The sequence below is a fragment of the Janthinobacterium amylolyticum genome, from assembly GCF_051380655.1.
Classification (GTDB): domain Bacteria; phylum Pseudomonadota; class Gammaproteobacteria; order Burkholderiales; family Burkholderiaceae_D; genus Janthinobacterium.
Map to the genome: position 1 here is coordinate 715,284 of NZ_JBNYXL010000001.1, position 22,216 is coordinate 737,499.

21 protein-coding genes are annotated in these 22,216 nt (G+C 67.0%); 7 read left to right on the top strand and 14 right to left on the bottom strand.

Features of this window, described 5'->3' with window-relative positions:
* Window position 1: 1 nt before the first annotated feature.
* The 7 genes from ACQ4WR_RS03240 to ACQ4WR_RS03270 all read right to left on the bottom strand — a co-directional run bounded on the left by ACQ4WR_RS03240 (window position 2) and on the right by ACQ4WR_RS03270 (window position 6,463).
* Window positions 2-475 carry a GNAT family N-acetyltransferase gene (locus ACQ4WR_RS03240; RefSeq protein WP_436485267.1) on the bottom strand — a complete coding sequence of 158 codons (474 nt, stop codon included), beginning with the start codon at window positions 473-475 and terminating at the stop codon, window positions 2-4.
* A gap of 46 nt (window positions 476-521) precedes the next feature.
* Window positions 522-1,151 carry an NAD(P)H-binding protein gene (locus ACQ4WR_RS03245; RefSeq protein WP_436485269.1) on the bottom strand — a complete coding sequence of 210 codons (630 nt, stop codon included), beginning with the start codon at window positions 1,149-1,151 and terminating at the stop codon, window positions 522-524.
* A 59-nt stretch (window positions 1,152-1,210) separates the two neighbouring features.
* Window positions 1,211-1,561, bottom strand: a complete 351-nt coding sequence (locus ACQ4WR_RS03250) for a nuclear transport factor 2 family protein (RefSeq protein ID WP_436485271.1) — start codon at window positions 1,559-1,561, stop codon at window positions 1,211-1,213.
* 28 nt (window positions 1,562-1,589) lie between these two features.
* Window positions 1,590-2,687 carry an alkene reductase gene (locus ACQ4WR_RS03255; protein ID WP_436485272.1) on the bottom strand — a complete coding sequence of 366 codons (1,098 nt, stop codon included), beginning with the start codon at window positions 2,685-2,687 and terminating at the stop codon, window positions 1,590-1,592.
* A 75-nt stretch (window positions 2,688-2,762) separates the two neighbouring features.
* Window positions 2,763-3,347 carry a TetR/AcrR family transcriptional regulator gene (locus tag ACQ4WR_RS03260; RefSeq protein WP_436485274.1) on the bottom strand — a complete coding sequence of 195 codons (585 nt, stop codon included), beginning with the start codon at window positions 3,345-3,347 and terminating at the stop codon, window positions 2,763-2,765.
* A 59-nt stretch (window positions 3,348-3,406) separates the two neighbouring features.
* Window positions 3,407-4,687, bottom strand: coding sequence for an arsenic transporter (locus ACQ4WR_RS03265; RefSeq protein WP_436485276.1), 1,281 nt, complete (start codon window positions 4,685-4,687; stop codon window positions 3,407-3,409).
* A 117-nt stretch (window positions 4,688-4,804) separates the two neighbouring features.
* Complete coding sequence (locus ACQ4WR_RS03270) at window positions 4,805-6,463, bottom strand: DUF4394 domain-containing protein (RefSeq protein WP_436485278.1); 1,659 nt, start codon at window positions 6,461-6,463, stop codon at window positions 4,805-4,807.
* A gap of 140 nt (window positions 6,464-6,603) precedes the next feature.
* Between ACQ4WR_RS03270 and ACQ4WR_RS03275 the strand changes: the two genes are divergently transcribed.
* From ACQ4WR_RS03275 to ACQ4WR_RS03285, 3 genes are all read left to right on the top strand, one after another.
* Window positions 6,604-6,930 carry a 7(1) septoil knot domain-containing protein gene (locus ACQ4WR_RS03275; protein WP_258003045.1) on the top strand — a complete coding sequence of 109 codons (327 nt, stop codon included), beginning with the start codon at window positions 6,604-6,606 and terminating at the stop codon, window positions 6,928-6,930.
* Window positions 6,931-6,971: 41 nt separating this feature from the next.
* Window positions 6,972-7,547, top strand: a complete 576-nt coding sequence (locus ACQ4WR_RS03280) for an Hcp family type VI secretion system effector (RefSeq protein WP_436485279.1) — start codon at window positions 6,972-6,974, stop codon at window positions 7,545-7,547.
* A gap of 103 nt (window positions 7,548-7,650) precedes the next feature.
* Complete coding sequence (locus ACQ4WR_RS03285; RefSeq protein ID WP_436485281.1) at window positions 7,651-8,472, top strand: hypothetical protein; 822 nt, start codon at window positions 7,651-7,653, stop codon at window positions 8,470-8,472.
* A 2-nt stretch (window positions 8,473-8,474) separates the two neighbouring features.
* On the opposite strand, the gene ACQ4WR_RS03290 is transcribed toward ACQ4WR_RS03285, so the two are convergent.
* From ACQ4WR_RS03290 to ACQ4WR_RS03300, 3 genes are read right to left on the bottom strand one after another with little or no spacing between them, the layout of a single operon-like run.
* Window positions 8,475-9,848 carry an efflux transporter outer membrane subunit gene (locus tag ACQ4WR_RS03290; RefSeq protein WP_436485283.1) on the bottom strand — a complete coding sequence of 458 codons (1,374 nt, stop codon included), beginning with the start codon at window positions 9,846-9,848 and terminating at the stop codon, window positions 8,475-8,477.
* Window positions 9,848-12,994, bottom strand: a complete 3,147-nt coding sequence (locus tag ACQ4WR_RS03295; RefSeq protein WP_436485285.1) for a multidrug efflux RND transporter permease subunit — start codon at window positions 12,992-12,994, stop codon at window positions 9,848-9,850. The genes ACQ4WR_RS03290 and ACQ4WR_RS03295 overlap by 1 nt, the downstream gene beginning before the upstream one ends.
* A gap of 33 nt (window positions 12,995-13,027) precedes the next feature.
* Window positions 13,028-14,185, bottom strand: coding sequence for an efflux RND transporter periplasmic adaptor subunit (locus ACQ4WR_RS03300; protein WP_436485286.1), 1,158 nt, complete (start codon window positions 14,183-14,185; stop codon window positions 13,028-13,030).
* Between the two features lie 133 nt (window positions 14,186-14,318).
* Here ACQ4WR_RS03300 and ACQ4WR_RS03305 point away from each other — a divergent pair, with 133 nt between their 5' ends.
* Window positions 14,319-15,071: a response regulator gene (locus tag ACQ4WR_RS03305; protein WP_102299584.1), complete on the top strand. Its 753-nt coding sequence runs from the start codon at window positions 14,319-14,321 to the stop codon at window positions 15,069-15,071.
* Window positions 15,071-16,156, top strand: a complete 1,086-nt coding sequence (locus ACQ4WR_RS03310; RefSeq protein ID WP_436485288.1) for an ATP-binding protein — start codon at window positions 15,071-15,073, stop codon at window positions 16,154-16,156. The genes ACQ4WR_RS03305 and ACQ4WR_RS03310 overlap by 1 nt, the downstream gene beginning before the upstream one ends.
* Here the strand turns inward: ACQ4WR_RS03310 and ACQ4WR_RS03315 are convergent, their stop codons facing one another.
* Window positions 16,157-17,041, bottom strand: coding sequence for a LysR family transcriptional regulator (locus ACQ4WR_RS03315; RefSeq protein WP_436485290.1), 885 nt, complete (start codon window positions 17,039-17,041; stop codon window positions 16,157-16,159).
* Window positions 17,042-17,141: 100 nt separating this feature from the next.
* On the opposite strand from ACQ4WR_RS03315, the gene ACQ4WR_RS03320 reads away from it, so the two are divergent.
* Together ACQ4WR_RS03320 and ACQ4WR_RS03325 are read left to right on the top strand one after the other, a co-directional pair.
* Complete coding sequence (locus ACQ4WR_RS03320; RefSeq protein ID WP_436485292.1) at window positions 17,142-18,143, top strand: aldo/keto reductase; 1,002 nt, start codon at window positions 17,142-17,144, stop codon at window positions 18,141-18,143.
* A 123-nt stretch (window positions 18,144-18,266) separates the two neighbouring features.
* Window positions 18,267-18,905: an NAD(P)H-dependent oxidoreductase gene (locus tag ACQ4WR_RS03325; protein WP_102299529.1), complete on the top strand. Its 639-nt coding sequence runs from the start codon at window positions 18,267-18,269 to the stop codon at window positions 18,903-18,905.
* Window positions 18,906-18,960: 55 nt separating this feature from the next.
* Here the strand turns inward: ACQ4WR_RS03325 and ACQ4WR_RS03330 are convergent, their stop codons facing one another.
* From ACQ4WR_RS03330 to tssA, 3 genes are all read right to left on the bottom strand, one after another.
* A complete protein-coding gene (locus tag ACQ4WR_RS03330) occupies window positions 18,961-20,277 on the bottom strand; it encodes an ATP-binding protein (protein ID WP_436485295.1) in 1,317 nt (438 codons plus the stop codon).
* Window positions 20,271-20,936, bottom strand: coding sequence for a response regulator transcription factor (locus ACQ4WR_RS03335; protein ID WP_436485297.1), 666 nt, complete (start codon window positions 20,934-20,936; stop codon window positions 20,271-20,273). Before ACQ4WR_RS03335 ends, ACQ4WR_RS03330 begins: the two co-directional genes overlap by 7 nt.
* A 97-nt stretch (window positions 20,937-21,033) precedes the next feature.
* On the bottom strand, window positions 21,034-22,164 hold the full coding sequence (gene tssA, locus ACQ4WR_RS03340) for a type VI secretion system protein TssA (protein ID WP_436485298.1): 1,131 nt from the start codon (window positions 22,162-22,164) through the stop codon (window positions 21,034-21,036).
* Window positions 22,165-22,216 lie beyond the last annotated feature (52 nt).

Here is a 22,216-nt window from a genome sequence, read left to right on the forward strand (position 1 = left end):
GTCATTCAATTCCTTGTGCTGGCAATGGCAATACCATGTCCCACTGGTCGAGGCCGGGGCCGATGCCGTCCGGCGTCACCTTCACGGCGGCGAAGCCGAAGCGCGCATAGAAACCCTGCGTGTGCTGGCTGGTATTCATGGTCACGCTGGTCAGCCGCGGCATGGCGGCGATGGCGTCCAGGCGCGCCTGCGTCAGCGCCTGGCCCAGCCCCTGGCCGTGCAGGTCATGCGCCACCATGCCCCAGCACAGGCAGGCCGTCACGCCGTCCGGCTCGATCGCGTGGCCGCCGCAGGCGACGATGCGCGCGCCGCCATCGGTGACGCGCTCGATGACAACATAGGGGTGCACCGATGCATCGAGCCAGGCGGCAAAGCGGGCGCGCTCCCAGGTGTCGAAAAAGCGCGGCGTATTGCCGTCGAAGAGGGCCAGGCAGGCGTCGCGGTCGCTGTCCTGGTAATCACGTACTGTCTGCATTGTCGGTACTCGCCATTAGATGAAGGCAATTATACGGGGTGCGCGCTCACAAGAGGCGCTCGGACGTCACCACGTGCAGGCCCGGCGCGGCGGCCAGCGCCGCCTCCAGCAAGGCGCTGGCGATGCGCGGCGCCGGATTGATGCGCCAGCGCGCCGGCAGCACGGGACCCAGCACGCGCAGGACGCGCAGCGCGGCGCCCTCGCCCGCGCGCGCCTCGTCGCGTTCACCGCCGATCAGGCCCGGGCGCACATGCGTGAGCGAGGCAAAGCACAGCGCTTCCAGGTCGCGTTCCAGCTCGCCCTTGACGCGGTTGTAAAAAACGCGCGAGGCCGCATTCGCGCCGGCGGCCGAATTGAGCACATACGTGCGCGTGCCGGCCGCCAGCGCCAGGCGCGCCACGGCCAGCGGATAGTCGTGGTCGACCCGCCTGAACACTTGCCGCGTGCCGGCCACCTTCATGGTCGTGCCCAGGGTGCAGATGACGGCGTCCGCCTGCCACCAGGGCGCCTGCGCGGGCAACCGGTCGAAGTCGACGACGGGCGCTTCCAGCTTGGCATGCGCCGGCAAGGCCTTGCGCGCCGGCGCGGCGACGGCGCTGACGCGCGCGTCGGCCAGGGCCAGCGCCAGCACATGGCGGCCCACCAGGCCGGTGGCGCCTATGAGTATCAATTTCATTGTTTCTCCCGCTTGCATTGGACGCCACACGATACAGCATCGGGCGCCCGTGCACTGCCTCAGGCGCCCGCGTGCGTGTGATAGATCTTGCTGACGATGCTCCACTCGCCCTGCACCTTGAGCAAATTGAAAAAGTCGGTGAAGCGGAAGCCCGAGATGTCGTCCGTATCGACGCGCGCGATGGCCGCCTGTGCCTGCGGCGATGGCCGGAAGGCGCTGTCGATGATTTCAAACAGGCCTTCGATGGGCCCGCCCGTCAGCTTGCCTTCGCCGTCGACGCCGAAAATCGTCGCCTCGCTGCTGAAGGCCGGGCGCATGATGCTGCTGTCGGCCTGCGCCCCGCCCGCATTGTATTGATTCAGCACGGCGACGATGGCCTGGTAATCCTGCACGTAAGTGGTGGTGTTCATGTTGCGCTCCTTGGGTGGGTGAAAAAAATCAGGTCGGACTGGCGGGCCAGTCGGTGTAGCCTTGCGCGCCGCCGTAATACGCCGCACGCGGCGCCTCGGCCAGCGGCACGCCATGACGCAGGCGGGCAACGAGGTCCGGGTTGGCGATGAAGGGGCGGCCGAAGGCCACGGCATCGACCTTGCCTTGCGCGCGGCGCGCCAGCGCCAGCGGCAGGTCGTATTGGTTGTTGCCAATGTAGGGGCCCTCGAACAGCGCGCGCAACGCATCGAGGTCGACGCCGTCCGGCACGTCGCGCGAAGTGGCCGTGGCGCCCTCGACAAAGTGCAGATAGGCCAGGCCATGGCGGTTCAACTGTCCGATCAAATAGCCATAGGTGGCCATCACGTCGCTGTCGACGGGCGTATTGCCCGCGTCGGGCGTGACGGGAGACAGGCGGATGCCTACCCTTGCTGCGCCCCACACGTCCACTACGGCTTGCGTTACTTCCAACGTCAGGCGCGCGCGGTTTTGAATACTGCCGCCATACGCATCCGTGCGCCGGTTGGTGGAATCGCGCAGGAACTGGTCAAGCAGGTAGCTATTGGCCGAATGCACCTCGACGCCATCGAAACCAGCGCGCAGCGCGCATGCGGCGGCATGCGCGTACTGCGCCACGATGCCGGCGATTTCCTGCGTTTCCAGCGCGCGCGGCATCGAGACGGGCTGCATGCCGCTGGCCGTGTAGGTGCTGCCCTCGGCCTGGATGGCGGAAGGCGCGACTGGCGCGGCGCCATCGGGCTGCAGGCTGGCGTGGGAAAAGCGTCCCACATGCCACAGCTGGCAAACGATCTTGCCGCCGGCCGCATGCACGGCATCGGTCACCAGCTTCCAGCCTGCCACCTGCTCGTCGGACCAGATGCCGGGGGTCAGGGCATAGCCGCGCGCCTGCGGCGAGATATTCGTCGCCTCGCTGATGATCAAGCCGGCGCTGGCCCGCTGGGCGTAGTACTCGGCGTGCATGGCGTTCGGCACGCCATCGTCGCCCATGCGGCTGCGCGTAAGCGGCGCCATGACGATGCGGTTGGCCAGGGCCAGCGCACCGAGGCCGACTGGAGAAAATAAATCGTTTTCATGCTGTTCGCTCATTGTATTGCTTTCGTGTCCAGTGAGAAAACCGGAAATAACTGACCGGTCGTCTAGTTTATAGTTAAAAAAAAACGGCTACGCCAGCAGCTGTTGCGTGGTCGACATGGCCGCGTCGAACGGCCCGCCGTTCCTGGCCACCTTGACCATCAGGGAAGCGCCCAGCCACAGCTGGTACAGCGATTCGGCCAGCACGCGCGCCGGCGTTTGCGCCGCCAAGGAACCGTCGAGGTGTCCCGCTTCGATACACTGCGTCAGGCGGGCCAGGATGGCTCCCGTGCCCTGCTGCAGCACGGCGCCCATGTCCACGGAGAGGTCGCACACTTCGGCGCCCAGCTTGACCACCAGGCATTTGCCTTCCGGCGCGCTGCCGGCCTGGGTCGCGCTCCAGTAGTCAAAATACGCCAGCAGGCGCTCGCGGGCGTTGCCCGGGCCACCCAGCAAGGCGTCGACTGTCTGCAGATAGGTGCTGAAGTAATCGTCGAGCAAGGCTTGGCCAAACTCTTCCTTCGACTTGAAGTAATAGTAGAACGAGCCTTTCGGCACGCCGGCCGCCGCCACCAGTTCGGCCAGGCCCACGGCCGTATAGCCCTTCTCGGCCATCAGGGCCTTGGCGATGTCGATCAGGTGCTGGCGCATGTCAGCGGAGGATTTTTTGCTCATGCGGCCAGTATAGCAAAAAATCTGACCGGTCGTCTAGTAAGCTATCCCCTGCTCCGCCATCACCCGAGGCGCAGCGCCAGCGCGCCCAGGGTCACGAGCAGCACGGGCACGGTCAGCACGATGCCGACGCGGAAATAGTAGCCCCAGGAAATATGGATATTCTTGCTGTCGAGCACGTGCAGCCACAGCAAGGTGGCCAGGCTGCCGATGGGCGTGATCTTCGGTCCCAGGTCGCTGCCGATGACGTTGGCATAGATCATGGCTTCGCGCACGGCCCCCTGCGCCGTCGTCGGGTCGATGGCCAGCGCGCCCACAAGCACGGTCGGCAGGTTGTTCATTACGGAAGACAGCAAGGCCGTCAGCACGCCCGTGCCCATGGCCGCACCCCACACGCCGTGCTGCGCGAAGTGATTCAGCAGGCCCGTCAGGTAAGCCGTCAAGCCCGCGTTGCGCAAGCCGTAGACAACCAGGTACATGCCCAGCGAAAAGACGACGATCTGCCACGGCGCATGGCGCAGCACGTGGCGCGTGGAAATCACCTGGCCCTTGCCGGCCACGGCCAGCAGCAGCGCGGCGCCGACGGCGGCGATCAGGCTGATGGGCACGCCCAGGTGCTCCTGCGAGAAAAAGCCCGCCAGCAGCAGCGCCAGCACCAGCCAGCCGGCGCGGAAAGTGGCCAGGTCGCGGATGGCGGCGCCGGGCGGCTTGAGCTGCGCCAACGCATAGTCGGTTGGAATATCCTTGCGGAAAAACAGCAGCAAGGCCGCCAGGGTCGCCAGCACGGCCACCACGTTGACGGGCGCCATCACGGAGGCATACTCGGCAAAGCCTATCTTGAAATAATCGGCCGAGACGATATTCACCAGGTTCGACACCACCAGCGGCAAGCTGGCCGTGTCGGCGATGAAGCCGGCCGCCATCACATAGGCCAGGGTGGCCCTGGCGGAAAATTTCAGGGCGCGCAGCATGGCGATGACGATGGGCGTCAGTATCAGCGCCGCGCCATCATTGGCGAACACGGCAGACACGAGCGCGCCCAGCAGCACCAGCAGCACGAACAGTTTCCTGCCGCTGCCGCCGCCCCAGCGCGCCACATGCAGCGCCGCCCATTCAAAGAAGCCTGCCGCGTCCAGCAGCAGGCTGATGATGATCACGGCGATGAAGGTGCCGGTGGCGTTCCACACAATATGCCAGACGACGGGAATATCCGTCCAGTGGATCACACCGGCCAGCAAGGCCACGCTGGCGCCGATGACGGCGCTCCAGCCGATGCCCAGGCCGCGCGGCTGCCAGATGACGAGGGTTAAGGTGGCGAGAAAGATCAGGAAAGCGCTCAGCATGAGGAAAAGGCCCGTGAATGCGGCGTCGCGGGCACCATGCGCCGCAGCCTGTGAATATCAACAATAATTCCATAATACTGGAATTATTGAATCAATGCAAAGCTGCGGCGCATTTCCTTACTTGAGCGCGATGGCGATATCCACCAGCCCCACCGTCCCGTTGCCGATGGCGGACGCCGCCGGCGCGGCCGCTCCACCGCTCAGCACCGCCGCGCCCGTCGCCAGGTCGATGCGGTACAGCGAGCTCGGACCCGTGGCGGAAGTGCGCAGGGCCGCCAGGACCAGGCCGTTGGCGCCGCCGGCGATATCGAAGCCGACATCGCCCGCCACGGCCACGCCCAGGGCACCCACATTCACCAGAGTGCCGTCATTCGGCGGATTTTGCAGGGCGAGCGCCGCGCTGGCCGTGTCGATATCGAACAGCATGGTCGCCGTGGTGCCGGCAAAGCTGTTGCTGTAGGCGGCAGCCGTGACGGTCGGCGTTGCACCGGCGCGGTTGACGCTACCGTCGGTGGTGGTGGCGCCCGTGTCGACATTGATGCGCAGGCTTTGCCCCGTGTTGCCGATCACGCGCAGGCGGTCGGCGACGGGGTTGAAATCGACGCCAAAGGCCGTGCCGGCAATGGCCGTGTACGGCGCGCTGGCGTCCGCCGCATCGGCGGCCAGCGTCGCCTTGACGGTGGCGGCGCCAGTGGCCGGATCGATGGTGACGATGCGCCCCGTCGACGATACCCCGTACAGCAGGCCGTCTTTCGGACGGATGTCAAAGCCCAGCAGGCGCTCGCCCGCCGCCAGGCCCGTCACGGCCACGTTGGCGTCCAGGGTATTCGGCGTGGCCGTCTTGAACGTGACGATGCGGGCGTCGTCCGTCAAGCCGTAGGCGACGGGCGCGCCAGGCCCTTTCAAGGCGATGCCGCGCAATTCCTCCGTCACGCCGATGGCCGCCACCAGGGTCGCCGGTGCCGTGGCCGCGGCCAGGTTCAGCGTGTACAGGTTGCGCACGCCGGCCACCGTCATGACGGCGTAGCCCGTATTGGTGCGCGCGTCGATGTCGAAGCCGGCCACGCCGGTGGCCGCCACGCCCAGCGGCACGGCGCTGGCCAGGGTGCCGTTATTTGGCGGATTTTGCGTGTACAGGGTGGCATTGGCCGCATCGATGACGAACAGGGTGGTGCTGGCCGTGCCGGCAAAACTGTTGGTGTAGGCCGCCGCCGTGATGGCCGTATTGGCCGCGCCACCGTTGATATTGCCATCCGTGGTGGTCGCACCCGTGTCGACATTGATGCGCAGGCTCTGGCCCGTGTTGCTGACGATGCGCAGGCGGTCGGCGACCGGGTTGAAATCGACGCCGAATTCCGTGCCGGCCAGTGCCGTGTATGGCGCCGTGGAATCGCTGGCATCGGCCGCCAGCGTGGCTTTGACGGTGGCCACGCCCGTCACGCCATTCAGGGTATAGATGCGCCCCGTGCTGCCGACGCCATACAGCTGGCCATCGGCGGGACGGAAATCGATGCCCAGCAGGTTTTCGCCGGCCTGCAAGCCCGTCACGCTGGCCGTGCTGCGGATGGTGGCCGGCGTGGCGCGGTCGAACGACAGCAGCTTGTTGCTTGTAGTCAGGACGAAGACATCGCCGGCCACCACCACGGGCGGCGGCGGTGGCGGCGGCGTGACGACTTCATCGTCATGGTCGCTGCCGCCGCCGCAGGCGGTGAAGGTCATGGCGATGGCGGAAACAAGCAGCAGCTTGGCGAATGGCAAGGATGGCAAAGTTGGCATGGTCGTGGCCCCTGTAAGAGTGAGTGGAGGTGACGCTCATGCCGCCGTTTGCGGCGAGCGCACCCCTGTACTACCCGCCATGCCCGCGTTTGGATGCAGCCATGCAAAAATTTATTTCGGCATCTTTGATACTTGTGTTTATGCAACTTTTCCAGTGTATAGTCGCAGGAACGACAACAAGCGGAAATGAACGAGTGGCGCGCATATTTCAATCAGAGACCATGGGAGAGGCCGACGTGCGGGTGGCCATCGTGCCACGCGACAATGCCGATTTGCTGGTGCACCGCGTGAGCAGCCGGGGCCTGGCACGGGGCGACGCCGTGTGGTACATCACCCGCGACCGGCAAGAGGCCACGGCCCGCGTGTTTTTTGTCTCGCAAGGCATGGCGCAGCTGAAAATCTGTTTTGTCGACAGCCACGGCGAAGCGGGCTGGCAAGTGCCACGCCCGCGCCACATCCAGCTGTAGCGCAAAAGGCCCGTACACACTGACTTGAAGGGAGCATCGCCATGGATTTGATCTTGCTGGAACCCGGCAACGGGGAACTGGTGTTCGGCAAGACGCCGGACGGCGGCAGCGGCGGCAGCCTTGTCGACAACAGCTGGCGCGATGGCGGCGCCCTGCAGCACCTCGGCCCATGCATCGAGCTGGTCTCGCTACACCAGGGCATGAAGCAGCAAATGACGACGGACGTCAGCAACCTGGCACGCACGTCGGGGCGACCCGTGATCACGGAATTTACCTGCGTCAAATATGTCGACCGCAGCTCGGTCAACTTGTACGACCTGTGCCTGCGGGCCAAGCCGCTGGGCACCGGCGCGGAACAGCCAACCAGGCTGTACATCGCCCGCCACTCGGGCGACAGGGCGGCCAGCATCATCACCATCTCGCTGCGCGATGCCCTGATCAGCGAAATCGAGCTGCAAACCCACGCCGACGACATGCCGACGGAGCAGTTCAAGCTGAGCTTTACGGAAATTCTCTGGAGCCATAGCGTGCAGCAGGCTGACGGCAAGCCCGCCGCCCGGCACACGACGGGCTGGAGCCTGGCGCGCAACCGCCCGATCGGCGCTTTTACGGCATGATAAAGATGACCTGCGCCTGCTTGCCACGGCAGTCCCGGCTTCTGGCATCTGACATCTGGCATGGCAGCCATACAGCAAACCGATACGCGACAAGGATACCCGCATGAGCAACTACATCCGCATCGCCGGCAGTCCCGCCAAGGGCATCGTCCTGCTGGGCGACGATGGCACGCTGCGCAGCCTGGCCCAGGTCGAGCGGAACTTGTACTGGCAGGACTGCACCAAGGCCCCTGGCTTCGTGCCTGGCGACACGGCGTTCGCCTGCCTGCTGGGCGATGGCGCGGGCTACACCACGCTGGTGCATGGCACGGCCATCCGTTTTCTCGCCGCCCTGGGCCAGCCGGAGGCGCGCTGGAAAGACTTCGCGGGGCCGCCTGCCGGCACCGGCATGGCCGGCCTGGCCGGCGACCACCATCACGGCGACCTGCTGCTGGCCGCCGATGACCACGGCCTGTACCGGCTGGACAGGTCGGCCAATGGCAATGGTGAGTGGAATGCATGGGAGCGCTGCGCCGCCCTGCCCCCGCCATTGCGCGGCGAGGCCACGCTGATCGCCGGCGACTGGCAGCATGGCATGCTGGCGGTGGGCGACGCCGCGGCAGCAAAACTGTCACGCGGCGGCGACGCCTGGACGGCGCTGCCGCCGCCACCGCTGGCCATCGAGATAGTAACGGGCAATTTCCACGATGGTTTCATCGCCTATGGCGAGGGGCAGCTGTGCATGCTGGACTCGGGCGCCCAGCCAAGGTGGAGCCGCCTGGGCATGCCAAACTGCGACTTGCGTGCCCTGTCCGGCGATCCCGTCCACGGCGTGGCGGCCGTGCTGGCCGATTCCAGCGGCAACGGCACCCTGGTCGCGTATGCCCTGCGTCCGGGACGGGAGCCGTGGTCGCTGGCACTGGCGCCGCCAAGGCCCGCCGCCTAACCCTACTCTTCCAGCCCGCCCCCCAGCGCCTTGTACAGCGCCACGGCCGACTTGAACTGGTCGCGCCGCACGTCGAGCAGCGCTTGCTGCGCCGCATACGACTGGCGCTGCGCGTCGAGCAATTCCAGGCGGCTATCCTGGCCCGCGTCGTAGCGCAGCTGCGACAGGCGCTGGCGCTGCTGCGCCGCCGTCACCACGCGTTCTTGCGCAGCGATCTGCTGGCCGTACGTGGCGCTGCCCGCCAGGCCGTCGCGCACTTCGCGGAAGGCCGTCTGGATGGCCTGCTCGTACTGCAGCACGGCCACGTCCTTGCGCAGGCGCGACAGCTGCAGCTCCGCGCGCAGCTGGCCGCCCTGGAACAGCGGCTGCGTCACTTGCGGCGCGAACGACCAGCTGCGCGCGCCGCCGCGGAACAAATCACCGAGCTCCGGGCTGGCAAAACCCAGCGACGCCGTCAAGGACAGGCGCGGAAAGAAAGCAGCGCGCGCGGCGCCGATTTCCGCATTCGCTGCCACCAGCGCATGTTCCGCCTGCAGGATGTCGGGCCGGCGCGCCAGCAAGTCCGACGGCAGGCCGGCCGGCAGCCGGGTCAGCACGGGCTGGCCATCGAGCGCGCGTCCAGCGGGCAAATCGGCGGGCGGCGGCGCGCCGAGCAGCAACTCCAGGTTGTTGCGCGAAAGTAGACTGGCCCGCTCCCGGGCCTGCACGTCCGCTTCCGCCGTGGCGGCCTGCCCTTGCGCTTGCGCCACGTCCAGGCCGCTGCCCTGCTGCGCGCCGTGCAAACGCTGCGTCAAGACCAGTGCCTGGCGCCAGTCAAGCAGCGTCTGCCGCGCCAGCGCCAGCTGTTCCTCGGCCAGGCGCTGCTCCAGGTAGGCGTCGGCCACGGCGCCGATCAGGGCCATGTGCGCGGCGCGCTGGCCCTGCTGCGTGGCCAGGTAACGGGCAAACGCCGCGTCAGACAGCGAGCGCAGGCGGCCGAACAGGTCGATCTCGAATGCGCTCATGGCGATGCCGGCACTGAACTGGTTCTGCGTCAGCGCATCGGCGCCCCGCTGGCGCACGCCGCCCGCATTGGCGCCGATGGCCGGAAAGCGGCCCGCATCCTGGATCTGGTACTGTGCCCGCACGGCTTCCACGTTGAGGGACGCCACGCGCAAGTCGCGGTTGTTTTCCAGCGCGATATCGACCAGGCGCTGCAGGCGCGCATCGAGCAGCATCTGGCGCCAGCCCAGGTCGGCCGCAGTGCCGCCCATGCCTGGCGCGGAAACCTCCGCATACGCGGCAGGAATAGGCGCCGCCGGCTTGACCAGCGGCGGTGTCAATGAACACGCCGACAAGGCCAGCGCGGCCAGGGGCGCGATAAAGAATAAACGCATTACAACTCTCCTTCCACCGCTTTCACCGCGGCGGCTTGACTGCTTTTCTTGAAATAGCTGCTTGCCTTGTCGACGGCGCCCAGCACCACGACAAAGAACACGGGCACGAAAAACACGGCCAGCACGGTGGCGGTGATCATGCCGCCAAACACGCCCGTGCCGATCGCGTGCTGCGTCTCGGCGCTGGCGCCGGTGGCCAGCATCAGCGGCACCACGCCCAGCGCAAACGCCAGCGACGTCATCAGGATCGGGCGCAAGCGCAAGCGGGCCGCCTCCACCGTCGCCTCGACCAAGCCCTTGCCTTGCGCTTGCAGCTGGCGCGCATACTCGACGATCAAAATGGCATTCTTCGCCGACAGGCCAATGATGGTGATCATGCCCACCTTGAAGAACACATCGTTCGGCATGCCGCGCAACATCACGGCCAGTACGGCGCCCAGCAAGCCCAAAGGCACGACCAGCATCACGGACACGGGAATCGACCAGCTTTCATACAGGGCCGCCAGCACGAGGAAGACCACCAGCATCGACAGCGCCATCAGCATGGGCGCTTGCGAAGCCGATTCCTTCTCCTGCAGCGACTGGCCCGTCCACGCCAGCGCGAAACCCGGTGGCAGCTGCTTCACCAGGCGCTCCATTTCCAGCATGGCGTCGCCACTGGAAACGCCCGGTGCCGCGCTGCCCGAAATGCGCGCCGCCGGATAGCCCTGGTAGCGCACCAGCTGCAGCGGCGATTCGCTCCACACGGGACGCACCAGTTCACCCAGCGCCACCATGCCGCCCGCGCTGTTGCGGATGCGCAGTGCCAGCACGTCGTTCAACTGCATGCGCGACGGCGCATCGGCCTGGATGATCACCTGCTGCATGCGGCCGGCATTCGGGAAATCGTTGACATAGGTCGAACCCATGGCCGCCGTCAGCATGTCGGCAATGGCCGTAAACGACACGCCCAGCGCTTCGGCCTTGGTGCGGTCGATGTCGAGGCGCACGCTGGCGCCGGGTGGCAAGCCGTCCGGATACACACCGGCCACTTTGCTGCTTTGCGCGGCCAGGCCCAGCAGCTGGTTCTGCGCCGCCTGCAAGGCAGCGATGCCCTGGTTGGCGCGGTCTTGCAGGCGCATGGAAAAGCCGGACGAGTTGCCCAGTTCATCGATGGCGGGCGGCATCAAACTCATGATCACGCCCTCCTTCGCCTGCGACATGGCTTCCTGCGCCAGCGCCACTTCTTCCTGCGCCGTGGCGCCGTTGCGCTCTTTCCAGTCCTTCAGCATGGTGAAGGCCAGGCCAGCGTTCGGTCCCGCGCCGGAAAAGCTGAAACCAAGAATAGACTGGTTCACTTCGATGCCGGGGCGCGTGGCCACGTGCTGCTCGTACAGCTTGACGACATCGAGCGTGCGCTCCATGGTGGCGTCGGACGGCAGCTGGATCGAGGTGATGAAATATCCCTGGTCTTCTTCCGGCAAAAAGGCCGATGGCAGCTGCATGAAAGCGACGCCCAGCGCGGCCACGATGGCGCCATACAGCACCATCGAGCGGCCCGCGCGTTTGACCATCGCCACCACGCCTTTTTCGTAGCGCGCCGTCATGCGCTCAAACTGACGGTCGAACCACAGGAAGAATCCCTTCTTGTCATGGTCGTGCGGACCGATCGGTTTCAACATGGTGGCGCACAGGGCCGGCGTCAGGCTCAAGGCCAAAAACGCCGAGAACAGGATCGACACGGCCATGGCCAGGGTGAACTGGCGGTAGATGGCGCCCACGGAACCGCTGGCCAGCGCCATCGGAATGAACACGGCCGTCAGCACCAGGGTGATGCCCACTACCGCTCCCGTGATTTCGCGCATGGCTTTTGACGTCGCTTCCTTCGGCGACAGGCCTTCGGTGGCCATCAGGCGTTCCACCGCCTCCACCACGACGATGGCGTCATCGACAATGATGCCGATGGCCAGCACCATGCCGAACATGGTCAGCACGTTGACGGAATAGCCGGCCAGCAGCATCACGGTAAATGTACCCATCAGGGCGATCGGCGCGACGATGGCGGGTATCAGGGTGTAGCGTATCTTTTGCAGGAACAGATACATGACGAGGAACACCAGCACCATCGCTTCGAGCAAGGTGACGATCACCTTTTCGATCGAGATCTTGACGAACGGCGCCGTATCGAACGGCACCGAATACTTGATCCCGGCCGGCATGGTGTGCGCCAGTTCGGCCATGCGCGCGCGCACGGCGCTGGCCGTCTGCACGGCGTTGGCGCCGGGCGACAGCATGATGGCGGCGCCCGACGCGGCCTGGCCGTTTTCGCGGATGCTGAAATTGAAGCTTTGCGCGCCCAGCGACACCTTCGCCACGTCGCCGATGGTCACTTTCGAGCCGTCCGCATTCGCGCGCAGCACGATGGCGGCAAATTCGGCCGGCGTTTGCAGCTGGCCCTGCACCGTCAGCGGGATGGTCACGCGCTGGCCTTCCACGGCCGGCGAGTCGCCCAGGCGGCCGGGCGCGATCTGCGCATTTTGCTGCGCCACGGCCGCCGTCAGTTCGCCCATGGCGATGTTGTACGACACCAGCTTGGCCGGATCGACCCAGATGCGCATGGCCCGTTCGGAACCGAACAGCTGCACCTTGCCCACGCCGGGAATGCGGCGCAGCTCTTCCGTCACGTTGCGCGCCAGGTAATCGCCCAGCGCCACTTCATCGTGCTGGCCGGTGTCGGAAATCAGGCTGACGATCATCAGGAAGCCGGACGACGCCGACTCCACCGTCAAGCCGTTTTGCCGCACGGCCTGCGGCAGGCGCGGCTCGATGGCTTTCAAACGGTTCTGCACGTCCACCTGCGCCATTTCCGGGTTGGTGCCCGGCTGGAAGGTGACGGTGATCGAGGCCGAACCCGAGGTATCGGTCGACGACTCGAAGTACAGCAGGTGCTTGACGCCGGACAGTTCGCGCTCGATCAGGCCGACCACGGAATCGTTCATGGTTTGCGGCGTGGCGCCGGGATAATTGGCGCTGATGCTGACGCTGGGCGGCGCCACTGAAGGGAAGCGCGCGATCGGCAATTGCGGTATGGCGATCAGTCCGAAGAGGACGATGAAGACCGCCACCACCCACGCAAAGACGGGGCGGTTGATGAAAAATTGAGGCATGTCGTTAAACTTTCAAGGTATTCAAGGTGGGCATCAACGGGCCTTGGCGGCAGCCGCCGTTGCCACGACGGCCGGCTTCCACGGCTGCGGCGCGGCGCTGGCGCCCGGCTGCAGACGTTCCTGGCCTTCGATGACGACGGTGTCGCCCGCCTGCAAGCCGCCGCTGACCACGTACTGGTGGTTGACGACATCGCCCACGCTGATCGGTTTCAGGCTGGCCTTGTGCCGGGCATCGAGCACCCAGGCCTGCGCCTGGCCATCGCTGCCGCGCAAGACGGCTTGCTGCGGCAGCAGCACGCCGTTTTCCTGCACGGCGCGGGCGATGCGGGCGCGCACGAACATGCCAGGCAAGAGCTGGCGCTGCGGGTTGTCGACCAGTACGCGGATGGTGGCGTCGCCCGTGCCGGCATCGATGCTGATGCCGGAGAACAGGATGCGCCCCGTGACGGGGTGCGGCTGGCCATCGGCGCCCAGGATGGTGACGGGCAGCTTGTCGGCGCCGCCGGTCCCCGAGGCTTGCAGCGCGGCCAATGCGGCGGCCGGCTGGCGCACGTCGACATACACTTTGTCGATCTGCTGGATGCGCGCCATCGGCGCCGCATCCGTCATGCCCACGAGCGCGCCTTCCGTCACCAGCTCGGAGCCGATGCGCCCGGCAATCGGCGCCTCGACGCTGGCAAAGGCCAGGTCCAGGCGGCGCCGCGCCAGGGTCGCGCGCGCCTGCGCCACGGTGGCCACGGCTTGCTCGCGCTGTGCCACGGCATCGTCATACGCCTGGCGGCTGATGGCGTCCGCCTCGACCAGCGGCTTTAACCTGTCGGCCTGGCTGCTGGCGCGCTTCGCCGTGGCCACCGCATGCTGCAGGGCGGCGGCGGCCGAATCGACTTCCGCCTGGAATGGCGCGGGGTTCAGCTGGAACAGCTTCTGCCCCGCTTTGACGTCGGCGCCCTGCTCGAACTGGCGGCGCAGCACGATACCGCCCACTTGCGGGCGGATGTCGGCCGTGCGGAAGGCGGCCACCCGGCCCGGCAACTCGTCGCTGAGCACGACGGGCGCCGCTTGCAGCTTGAGCACGGTGACGGCGGCGGGCGGCGTGGCCGCCTCTTCCGGTGAGGGTTGGGAACAGGCGGCAAGGCTGAGCAGCGCCGCGGCGATCAAACTATTTTTTTGGGTGAAGAAGCTCGGATGCATGGTCTTTCTCTATGGCAGATCCCAACCGGCGGTCCGGTCGACAGATAAGCGCAGCATAAAAGCCTTGCGTGGATGTTCCGTCAAAGAAATGTGGAGATTCGATGGAGACAGCGAAGAATGCTAGACTCCGCGCATGAACTATCTCCACAGCGCCAGCCAACCGTCGTTCCTCGCCACCACCCCGCCCGCCGCCCTCGTGCTGATCGCCGAAGATGAACCGCAGATCGCGCGCATCCTGGCCGGCTACCTGGAGCGCGACGGCTACCGCACGGCCTTCGCGATGGATGGCCAGGAGGCGCTGCAGCAGCACCTGGCGCTGGCGCCCGACCTGCTGCTGCTCGACGTGCAGATGCCCAGGATCGACGGCTGGGGCGTGCTGACGGAAGTGCGGCGGCGCGGCGAAACGCCCGTCATCATGCTGACGGCGCGCGACCAGGATGCCGACAAGCTGGCCGCCCTGCGCGTGGGCGCGGACGACTACATCATCAAACCCTTCAATCCGGCCGAAGTGGTGGCCCGCGTGGCCGCCGTGCTGCGCCGCTCGCGCGTGCGCCACCACCCGGTGGGCGGCCAGCGCCTGCGCTGCGGCCCCATCGAGATCGACCAGGAAACCTATGTGGCCAGCGTGCTGCGCGATGGCATGGCCCAGCCTCTCATGCTCAGCCTGACGTTGACTGAATTTCGCCTGCTGGCGCACCTGGCGCGCACGCCGCGCCGCGTCTGCACGCGCCTGGAACTGCTGGAATCGTGCATGCCCGAGAGCAATTCAATGGAGCGCACGGTGGACAGCCACGTCAGCAAGCTGCGCAAGAAGCTGGAGGAAGCGGGCGTGATGAACATGCCGGCCAGCCTGCGCGGCGTCGGCTACCGCCTGGAAAGCGACTGATGCGTTTCACGGGCCTGAACCGGCAGATCATCCTGTCGATGTCCGTGCTGATGGTCAGCAGCATCCTGATCATCTGGATCGGATCCTGGATGTTTTTTGCCATCGCCTTCAAGATCGACCCCGGCATGCTGTCCGAGCCGGACGACTGGTCGCCCAGCACCGTCGAGTGGCTGTGGATCTTCGCCATCACCATCTTCGGCCTGCTGCTGGCCGCGTTCTTCGCCATCAAGCTGGCCTCGCGCATCCTGAAACCGATCAATTCCGTGATGGACAGCGTGCGCCGCGTGGCCCACGGCGACCTGTCCGCGCGCGCCTTCGCCGGCGACCGCAGCCTGGGCGAGACGGCCATGCTGGTCGACGATTTCAACAGCATGGCCGAACGCCTGCAGCGCGCGGCCAAGGAAAGCGAGACGTGGAACGCGGCCATCGCGCACGAGCTGCGCACGCCCGTGACCATCCTGCGCGGCACCTTGCAAGGTGTCGTCGACGGCGTCTTCAAGCCCGAGGAAGTGCCGTTTTCCAGCCTGCTGTCGCAAGTGGAAGACCTGGGCCGCCTGATCGAGGACTTGCGCACCCTGAGCCTGGCCGACAGCGGCCACATGCAGCTGCGCATGGCGTGGACCGACCTGACACTGGAAATCGAGGAAGTGCGCCGCCTGCTGGCGCCGGAGATGACCGCGGCCGGCTTCACCCTGCAACTGCACCTGTCCGACCATCCCGTCTGCTGCGACGCGGCGCGCATCCGGCAAATCGTGCTGGCCCTGCTCGACAACGCACGCCGCTACGCCCATCCTGGCCTGCTGCGCGTGCGTACGCGCGTGCAGGCCGGCCAGTACTACCTGAGCGTCGAGGACGCAGGCCCCGGCATTGCGGAGGATTTGGCGCCGCATGTGTTCGAAGCGTTCCGCCGCGGCGACAGCGCACGCGACGACGTCAGCGCGGGCAGCGGCCTGGGGCTGGCCGTGGTCGAGGCCATCGCCCGCGCCCACGGCGGCGGCGCCGTCTGCACGCGCGCCAAGGCGGGCGGCAGCTTGTTTACCATCAAGTGGCCGGTGGAGCAAGACGCGCCGCAGCACAGCGCCTGACTACGCGGGCGTGCGCAGCAGGTCGACAAACGCGCGCAGCACGGCCGGCATCTGCCGCCGGCTCGGGTAATACAGGAAGTAGCGCGACGGCGGCGGCAGGCAATGCTGCAGCACGCACACCAGGCGCCCTGCCGCGATATCGGCGTGCGCATCGGCTGCGTACACATACGCGAGTCCCGCGCCATCGCGCGCCGCGCCCAGCATCAGCGCATCGTCGTCGAACACCAGCGGCCCGCCGACGGCGATGCTGACACTCTCGCCCGCCGCCCCGAACTCCCACGCATACTGGCGCCCGCTGGGAAAGCGCCGGCCTATGCAGGCGTGGCCCAGCAAGTCGCGCGGCGTGCCTGGTGCGCCATGCGCCTGCAAATAGGCGGGCGAGGCCACCACCACGAACGGTTGCGGCGCGCCCACGGGCACGGCGATCATGTCGGCCGCCACCTGTTCGCCGAAGCGGATGCCCGCGTCGAACCCGTCGCGCACGATATCGATCATGCCGTCATCCGTGACCACTTCCACCTGCACGCGCGGATAGCGGGTCACAAAACTGGCCAGCATGGGCGCCAGCAGCAGCCGCGCGGCGGGACGGGGCACGTTCAGGCGCAGCTTGCCAGCGGGCACATCCTGCAAGGCGCTCAAGTCGAGCAAGGCATCGTCGATTTCGCGCATGGCCGGCGCCAGCCGCGCCAGCAGCATCTGCCCCGCCTCCGTCGGCGTGACGCTGCGCGTGGTTCGGTTCAGCAGGCGCACGCCCAGGCGCTCTTCCAGCGCGCGCAGCGCATGGCTGAGGGCGGAGGCGGACACGCCACGCTCCAGCGCCGCCTGGCGAAAACTGCGCAGGCGGGCGACGGCGGCAAAGGCCGTCAATTCGTTCAGGTCAGCCATTATTCATGAGTTTCATTCAGCAATACATGCAGGATAAGCGATCTTATCGCATGCTGTGCGCCCGGCCATACTGTGTGTTCCAACTTTTACGAGGAATGCGATGGACAATCACAGAACACTGGGTAACGCGGGCTTGCGCGTGGCACCGATCGGCCTGGGCTGCATGGGCATGAGCTTTGCCTATGGCGGCGCTGACGAGGCCACCTCGCTGCGCGTGCTGCAGCGCGCCGTGGAACTGGGCGTGACCCTGATCGATACGGCGGAAGTCTACGGCCCCTACGCCAACGAGGACTTGGTCGGCCGCGCCCTGAAGGAACTGCGCGGCAAGGTCCAGATCGCCACCAAGTTCGGCTTCAGGATCCTGCCGCACGGCCAGGGCGTGCAACGCATGGCCGGTGTCGACAGTCGCCCGGAACACATCGTGCGGGCCGTGGAAGCATCGCTGTCGCGGCTCGGCATCGAGTGCATCGACCTGCTGTACCAGCACCGCGTGGACCCCGCCGTGCCCATCGAGGATGTCGTCGGCGCCATGGCGCAACTGGTGCGGGCCGGCAAGGTGCGCCACCTGGGGCTGTCGGAAGTGTCAGCCGCCACCCTGCGCCGCGCCCACGCCGTGCATCCGATCGCCGCCGTGCAGTCCGAATACTCGCTGTGGAGCCGCGACGTGGAAACCGAGGTGCTGCCCGCCTGCCGCGCGCTCGGCATCGGCTTCGTACCCTACAGCCCGCTGGGCCGTGGCTTCCTGACGGGCCAGCTCGCGTCCAGCGCCACCCTGGCAGCGGACGACTACCGCCACAGCCTGCCCCGCTTCCAGCCGCCGGCGATGGCCGCCAACGCGCACCTCGTTGCCGAACTGCAGCGCCTGGCGGCCGCGCGCGGCGCCACGGCGGCGCAGCTGGCCCTGGCCTGGCTGCTGGCGCAAGGCGACAACATCGTGCCGATTCCCGGCGCCCGCAGCCTGGCCCACCTGGAAGAAAATACCGCCGCCGCCCAGCTCACCCTGAACGACAGCGAGCTGGCCGCCATCGGCGCGTCCATCGCCCCTGCCAGGGTGCAGGGCGCACGCTACCCGGACGCGGAGCTTGCCATGCTTGGCCTGTAGACAACGATGCTGGCGTACGCCAAGTTGAGTACGCACTACCGCTTCTTTTTTGGGCCGCGCACTTGAAATGGCGGAATCCGCTATCATTTCCAATCTGAACTATTCATTATGAAAGGGATTTACATGTCCGCACTGCTCGAAACACTGCAATGGCGCTACGCCACCAAGAAGATGGACCCCAGCAAAGTGGTGCCGCAAGATAAGGTCGAGCGCATCCTGGAAGCCGTGCGCCTGACGGCCAGCTCCAGCGGACTGCATCCTTACGAAGTCTTCGTCGTGACGAATCCGGCCCTGCGCGAGCAGATCAAGCCGCATGCGTGGAACCAGTCGCAAGTGACGGACGCCTCGCATTTGCTGGTGTTTGCCGCCTGGGACAACTACACGGTGGAACGCATCAACGCGATGTTTGACCTGGTCAACACCGTGCGCGGCTTCAAGAACGAAGGCTGGGAAGCCTACCGCCAGCAGATCCTGGCCACGTATCCACAACGCGATGCGGAAACCAACTACCAGCACGCGGCGCGCCAGGCCTACATCGGCGTGGGCACGGCCCTGATCGCGGCAGCGGAAGAAAAAGTCGATTCGGTGCCGATGGAAGGCTTTGATCCGGCCAAGGTCGACGAGATCCTGGGCTTGCGCGAAAAAGGCCTGCGCTCCGTCGTCATGTTGCCGCTGGGCTACCGCGCCGGTGAAGGCGACTGGCTGGTCGACCTGAAAAAAGTGCGTCCTGCGCGCGAGCAATTCATCACCGAGCTGGCATAAGCACCTCGCCTCTCAAAAAAAGCGGATGCCTTCAGCGGCATCCGCTTTTTTTCGTTCAAGCCGCTTGCGCAAAACGCACCGTCACCCGCAGTCCCCGCCCCGCCTCGCCATCGGCCAGCGCGATGTCGGCCTGGTGGTGTTCGGCGATATGGCGCACGATGGACAGGCCCAGACCGCAGCCCCAGGCGTCGTTGCCGTCTGGCCGGAAGAAGCGGTCGAACAGGCGCGCATGGTGCTGCCGCGGCACGCCGGGGCCGTTGTCGGACACGCGCAGCAGCGGGCGGCCCCCTTCCAGCGCCGCCTGCAGATCCACCCTGCCGCCCCGCTGCGTGTAGCGCAGGGCATTGTCGATCAGGTTATTCAGCAGCACTTGCAGGCCGTCGGGGTCGGCGTTCACCAGCACGGGCGCGGCGGCAGCGTGTGGTTCCAGCACGCCCAGGTCGATCTCGCGGCTGTCGGCCAGCGCGCTATGGTCGGCCACGGCCGCTTCCAGCAACTGCCCCAGGTCCACCGGGCGCAGCTGGCTGGGCGTCAGCGCCGTCTCGTGGCGCGCCAGGCTCAGCAACTGGCGCACCAGGTGCGTGCTGCGGTCCAGGCGGCCGTGCAGCTTGGCCAGCGCGGCGCGGCGCTCGTCTTCGCTGGTGGCCCGCTCGGCCACCTGCAGCTGCAATTTGAGCGCCGTCAGCGGCGAGCGCAATTCATGCGCCGCATCGGCGACAAAGGTGCGCTGCGCCGCCAGCGCCGCCTCGAATTGCCCCATCAGGCCATTCAGCGCCAGCACCACGGGGCGCAGTTCGGGCGGCATGTCATCAGCCGGCAGCGGCGTGAGCGCGTCCGGCGAACGGCCGGCCACGGATGCGGCCAACCGGTGCAGCGGCGCCAGCGCGCGCCGCACCACGGCGACGATCAGCAGCCCCAGGATCAGCGCGAACACCAGCAGCGGCGCGCCCGCGCGCATGGTCATCTGCCAGGCCAGCTGGTCGCGCACGGCTTGCGCCTGCGCCACTTGCACGTAGCGTCCGCGCCGCGTCTCGCCGTACAGGCGCCAGTCCTCGCCACGCAAGGTGACATCGGCAAAGCCGGCCAGCGCGTAGCGCGGCAATTGCGGCTGGCCCGGCAGGACGGACAAGGACTGGCCCGCTTCGTCCCACGCCTGCAGCACGAACGCTTCTTCCGGGTCGTGCGCGGCGGGCAAGCCCGTCTGCGGCGCGAATTCGTCGGGCAAGGCCACGGCCAGCTGGCGCAGCTGCAAGTCGGCCAGTTCATTGGTTTCTTCCAGCAGGGAACGGAACAGCGAAATGCCCGCGCCCAGCACGCACAGCAAGGTGGCGGCCAGCAAGCCCAGCAGCAGCTGGCGGCGGATGCTCAGCATGGCGCCACCGGCATCTTGTAGCCCACGCCGCGCACTGTCTGGATGCAGTCAGCGCCGAACTTCTTGCGCAGCTGATACACATACACGTCGACGGTATTGCTTTCCACTTCGTTATCCCAGCCATACAGCTTCTCGCCCAGCTGGCGCTTCGACACTACCTTGCCCGGATGGTCGAGCAAGGCGCGCAGCACGGAAAACTCGCGCGGCGGCAGCTTGATCAGCTCGCCCTCGAAGGTGACGTCGTGGCTGGCCAGGTCGAGGATCAGCGCGCCATGCTCGATGACGGAACGCGAACGGCTGACCCGGCGGCGCAGCAAGGCGCGTATGCGCGCCAGCAATTCATCGAGGTCGAACGGTTTCACCAGGTAGTCGTCGGCGCCGCTGTCGAGCCCTTCCACGCGGGCCGGCGTGCCATCGCGCGCCGTGATGATCAGCACGGGCAAGTCGCCGCCGCGCGCGCGCGTGGCGCGCAGCACGTCCATGCCCTGCTTGCCGGGCAAGCCCAGGTCCAGCAGCATCAGGTCGTAGGCAAAGCCGGCCAGCGCCAGCTCCGCATCCCTGCCATCGCGCACCCAGTCGACGGCATAGCACTCACCAAGCAGGCCCGCGACCATGCTTTCCCCGATCATCGGATCGTCTTCCACCAGCAATACGCGCACCCGGGTGTCCTCACAACGGCTGAAAATGCCGTATCTTACCGTGGATGGCGCCACGCCGCCGGCATGGCCGCTGGGCGCCGCTGCGCAGTTCAGGCCATCACAGGCGTATCCCCAGCACATTCACCAGCCGGTTCAAGTCGCCCTCCTCGCGGATGATTTCCGCGATCACCTCGGGCAGCGGCATGCGGCCCCAGTTGACGGCGCGGCGGATCAGAAACGGAGTCGGACTGTGCGGCTCGATGTGCGCCAGGTATTCGGCCAGCGCTTCGAGCGTGGCATAGGCTTCCGTGCGGTTGCGCCAGCGCGGGGACGCCGGCGCGGGACTGGCGGCCGCCGGCGCCAGCGGGAGCGCATCGCCCTCCTCCTCGCCGCCGGCCAGCCCGGCCGGCTCCGGCGCCTCGTCCTCCGGTGCTTCGTCGTGCGCCTGTGCATCCTGCAGCTGCAGCAGCACGCGCTGCACGGCTTCGAGCACGCCGCGCAGCTTGAGCAGCCGGGGCGCCTGCTCGCCCAGGCGGGTATCGAGCCAGGCGGCCAGCCCCTCCAGGGTATCGAGGCTGTGCACGACGGCGGCGCCGGCCCTGGCCAGCTCGCCGCCCATCTGCGCCGCCGCGAACACGATGTCGGCGCGCGTCAGCGGCGCCTCGTCGCCGCCCTGCGCCATCCCGCGCGCCGCGCCAAGGCCGGGCGTCACGTCCAGGGCCGTCATGCGCTCCCAGTCGGCCAGGGCCAGCGGCGGCAGCTTGCCGCCCAGGACCAGCAAGGGCGCATGCACGCGCACGCTGGCACTCAGCGATTCATTCAGCCATTCGAGCGGCGCCAGGCGCGCGTCGGCGTCGCCATCGTCCTCGATGACGGGATGCAGCTCCTGCCAGTAGGTGCGCAGCAGGGCATCGACCAGGCGCAAGCCGTGGAACAGGCCGACAAAGCCCCGCTGGCGCAGCCACGCCTCGAGCAGCCAGGCGGCGAGCTGCAAGTCCTTCGAGCGCGTCGCCAGGGTTTCGCCGCAGCGCTGCTCGATCAGCGGCCAGTCGGCGCGCTGCAGCGGGCGCTCCCACTGCCCCATCGGCAGGCTGGGGTCGTCTTCCTCGCGCAATAGGCGGATTTCCATGAAAACGGCGTCGTAGCGGGCCGCCTCGCCGCACGGCGCCGCGGGGGAAATCGGCGCCAGCAAGGCATCCAGGCGCTGCTGTTCGGCGGGACTGAGGAGGAAATCAGGAATGGCGTGCATGAGCGTGTCTAGTCCAGTAAGCGGGATTTGCGGGAAAGTAAAACGGGCGCCA

Bases quoted from the DNA above. Each gene is read 5' to 3' on its own strand.
- ACQ4WR_RS03330 (WP_436485295.1), bottom strand. From the start codon at position 20,277: ATGCTGAGCATCCGCCGCCAGCTGCTGCTGGGCTTGCTGGCCGCCACC.
- ACQ4WR_RS03255 (WP_436485272.1), bottom strand. From the start codon at position 2,687: ATGAGCGAACAGCATGAAAACGATTTATTTTCTCCAGTCGGCCTCGGT.
- ACQ4WR_RS03275 (WP_258003045.1), top strand. From the start codon at position 6,604: ATGCAACTTTTCCAGTGTATAGTCGCAGGAACGACAACAAGCGGAAAT.
- ACQ4WR_RS03280 (WP_436485279.1), top strand. From the start codon at position 6,972: ATGGATTTGATCTTGCTGGAACCCGGCAACGGGGAACTGGTGTTCGGC.
- tssA (WP_436485298.1), bottom strand. From the start codon at position 22,164: ATGCACGCCATTCCTGATTTCCTCCTCAGTCCCGCCGAACAGCAGCGC.
- ACQ4WR_RS03305 (WP_102299584.1), top strand. From the start codon at position 14,319: ATGAACTATCTCCACAGCGCCAGCCAACCGTCGTTCCTCGCCACCACC.
- ACQ4WR_RS03320 (WP_436485292.1), top strand. From the start codon at position 17,142: ATGGACAATCACAGAACACTGGGTAACGCGGGCTTGCGCGTGGCACCG.
- ACQ4WR_RS03240 (WP_436485267.1), bottom strand. From the start codon at position 475: ATGCAGACAGTACGTGATTACCAGGACAGCGACCGCGACGCCTGCCTG.
- ACQ4WR_RS03270 (WP_436485278.1), bottom strand. From the start codon at position 6,463: ATGCCAACTTTGCCATCCTTGCCATTCGCCAAGCTGCTGCTTGTTTCC.
- ACQ4WR_RS03245 (WP_436485269.1), bottom strand. From the start codon at position 1,151: ATGAAATTGATACTCATAGGCGCCACCGGCCTGGTGGGCCGCCATGTG.
- ACQ4WR_RS03260 (WP_436485274.1), bottom strand. From the start codon at position 3,347: ATGAGCAAAAAATCCTCCGCTGACATGCGCCAGCACCTGATCGACATC.
- ACQ4WR_RS03290 (WP_436485283.1), bottom strand. From the start codon at position 9,848: ATGCGTTTATTCTTTATCGCGCCCCTGGCCGCGCTGGCCTTGTCGGCG.
- ACQ4WR_RS03265 (WP_436485276.1), bottom strand. From the start codon at position 4,687: ATGCTGAGCGCTTTCCTGATCTTTCTCGCCACCTTAACCCTCGTCATC.
- ACQ4WR_RS03285 (WP_436485281.1), top strand. From the start codon at position 7,651: ATGAGCAACTACATCCGCATCGCCGGCAGTCCCGCCAAGGGCATCGTC.
- ACQ4WR_RS03310 (WP_436485288.1), top strand. From the start codon at position 15,071: ATGCGTTTCACGGGCCTGAACCGGCAGATCATCCTGTCGATGTCCGTG.
- ACQ4WR_RS03295 (WP_436485285.1), bottom strand. From the start codon at position 12,994: ATGCCTCAATTTTTCATCAACCGCCCCGTCTTTGCGTGGGTGGTGGCG.
- ACQ4WR_RS03300 (WP_436485286.1), bottom strand. From the start codon at position 14,185: ATGCATCCGAGCTTCTTCACCCAAAAAAATAGTTTGATCGCCGCGGCG.
- ACQ4WR_RS03325 (WP_102299529.1), top strand. From the start codon at position 18,267: ATGTCCGCACTGCTCGAAACACTGCAATGGCGCTACGCCACCAAGAAG.
- ACQ4WR_RS03315 (WP_436485290.1), bottom strand. From the start codon at position 17,041: ATGGCTGACCTGAACGAATTGACGGCCTTTGCCGCCGTCGCCCGCCTG.
- ACQ4WR_RS03250 (WP_436485271.1), bottom strand. From the start codon at position 1,561: ATGAACACCACCACTTACGTGCAGGATTACCAGGCCATCGTCGCCGTG.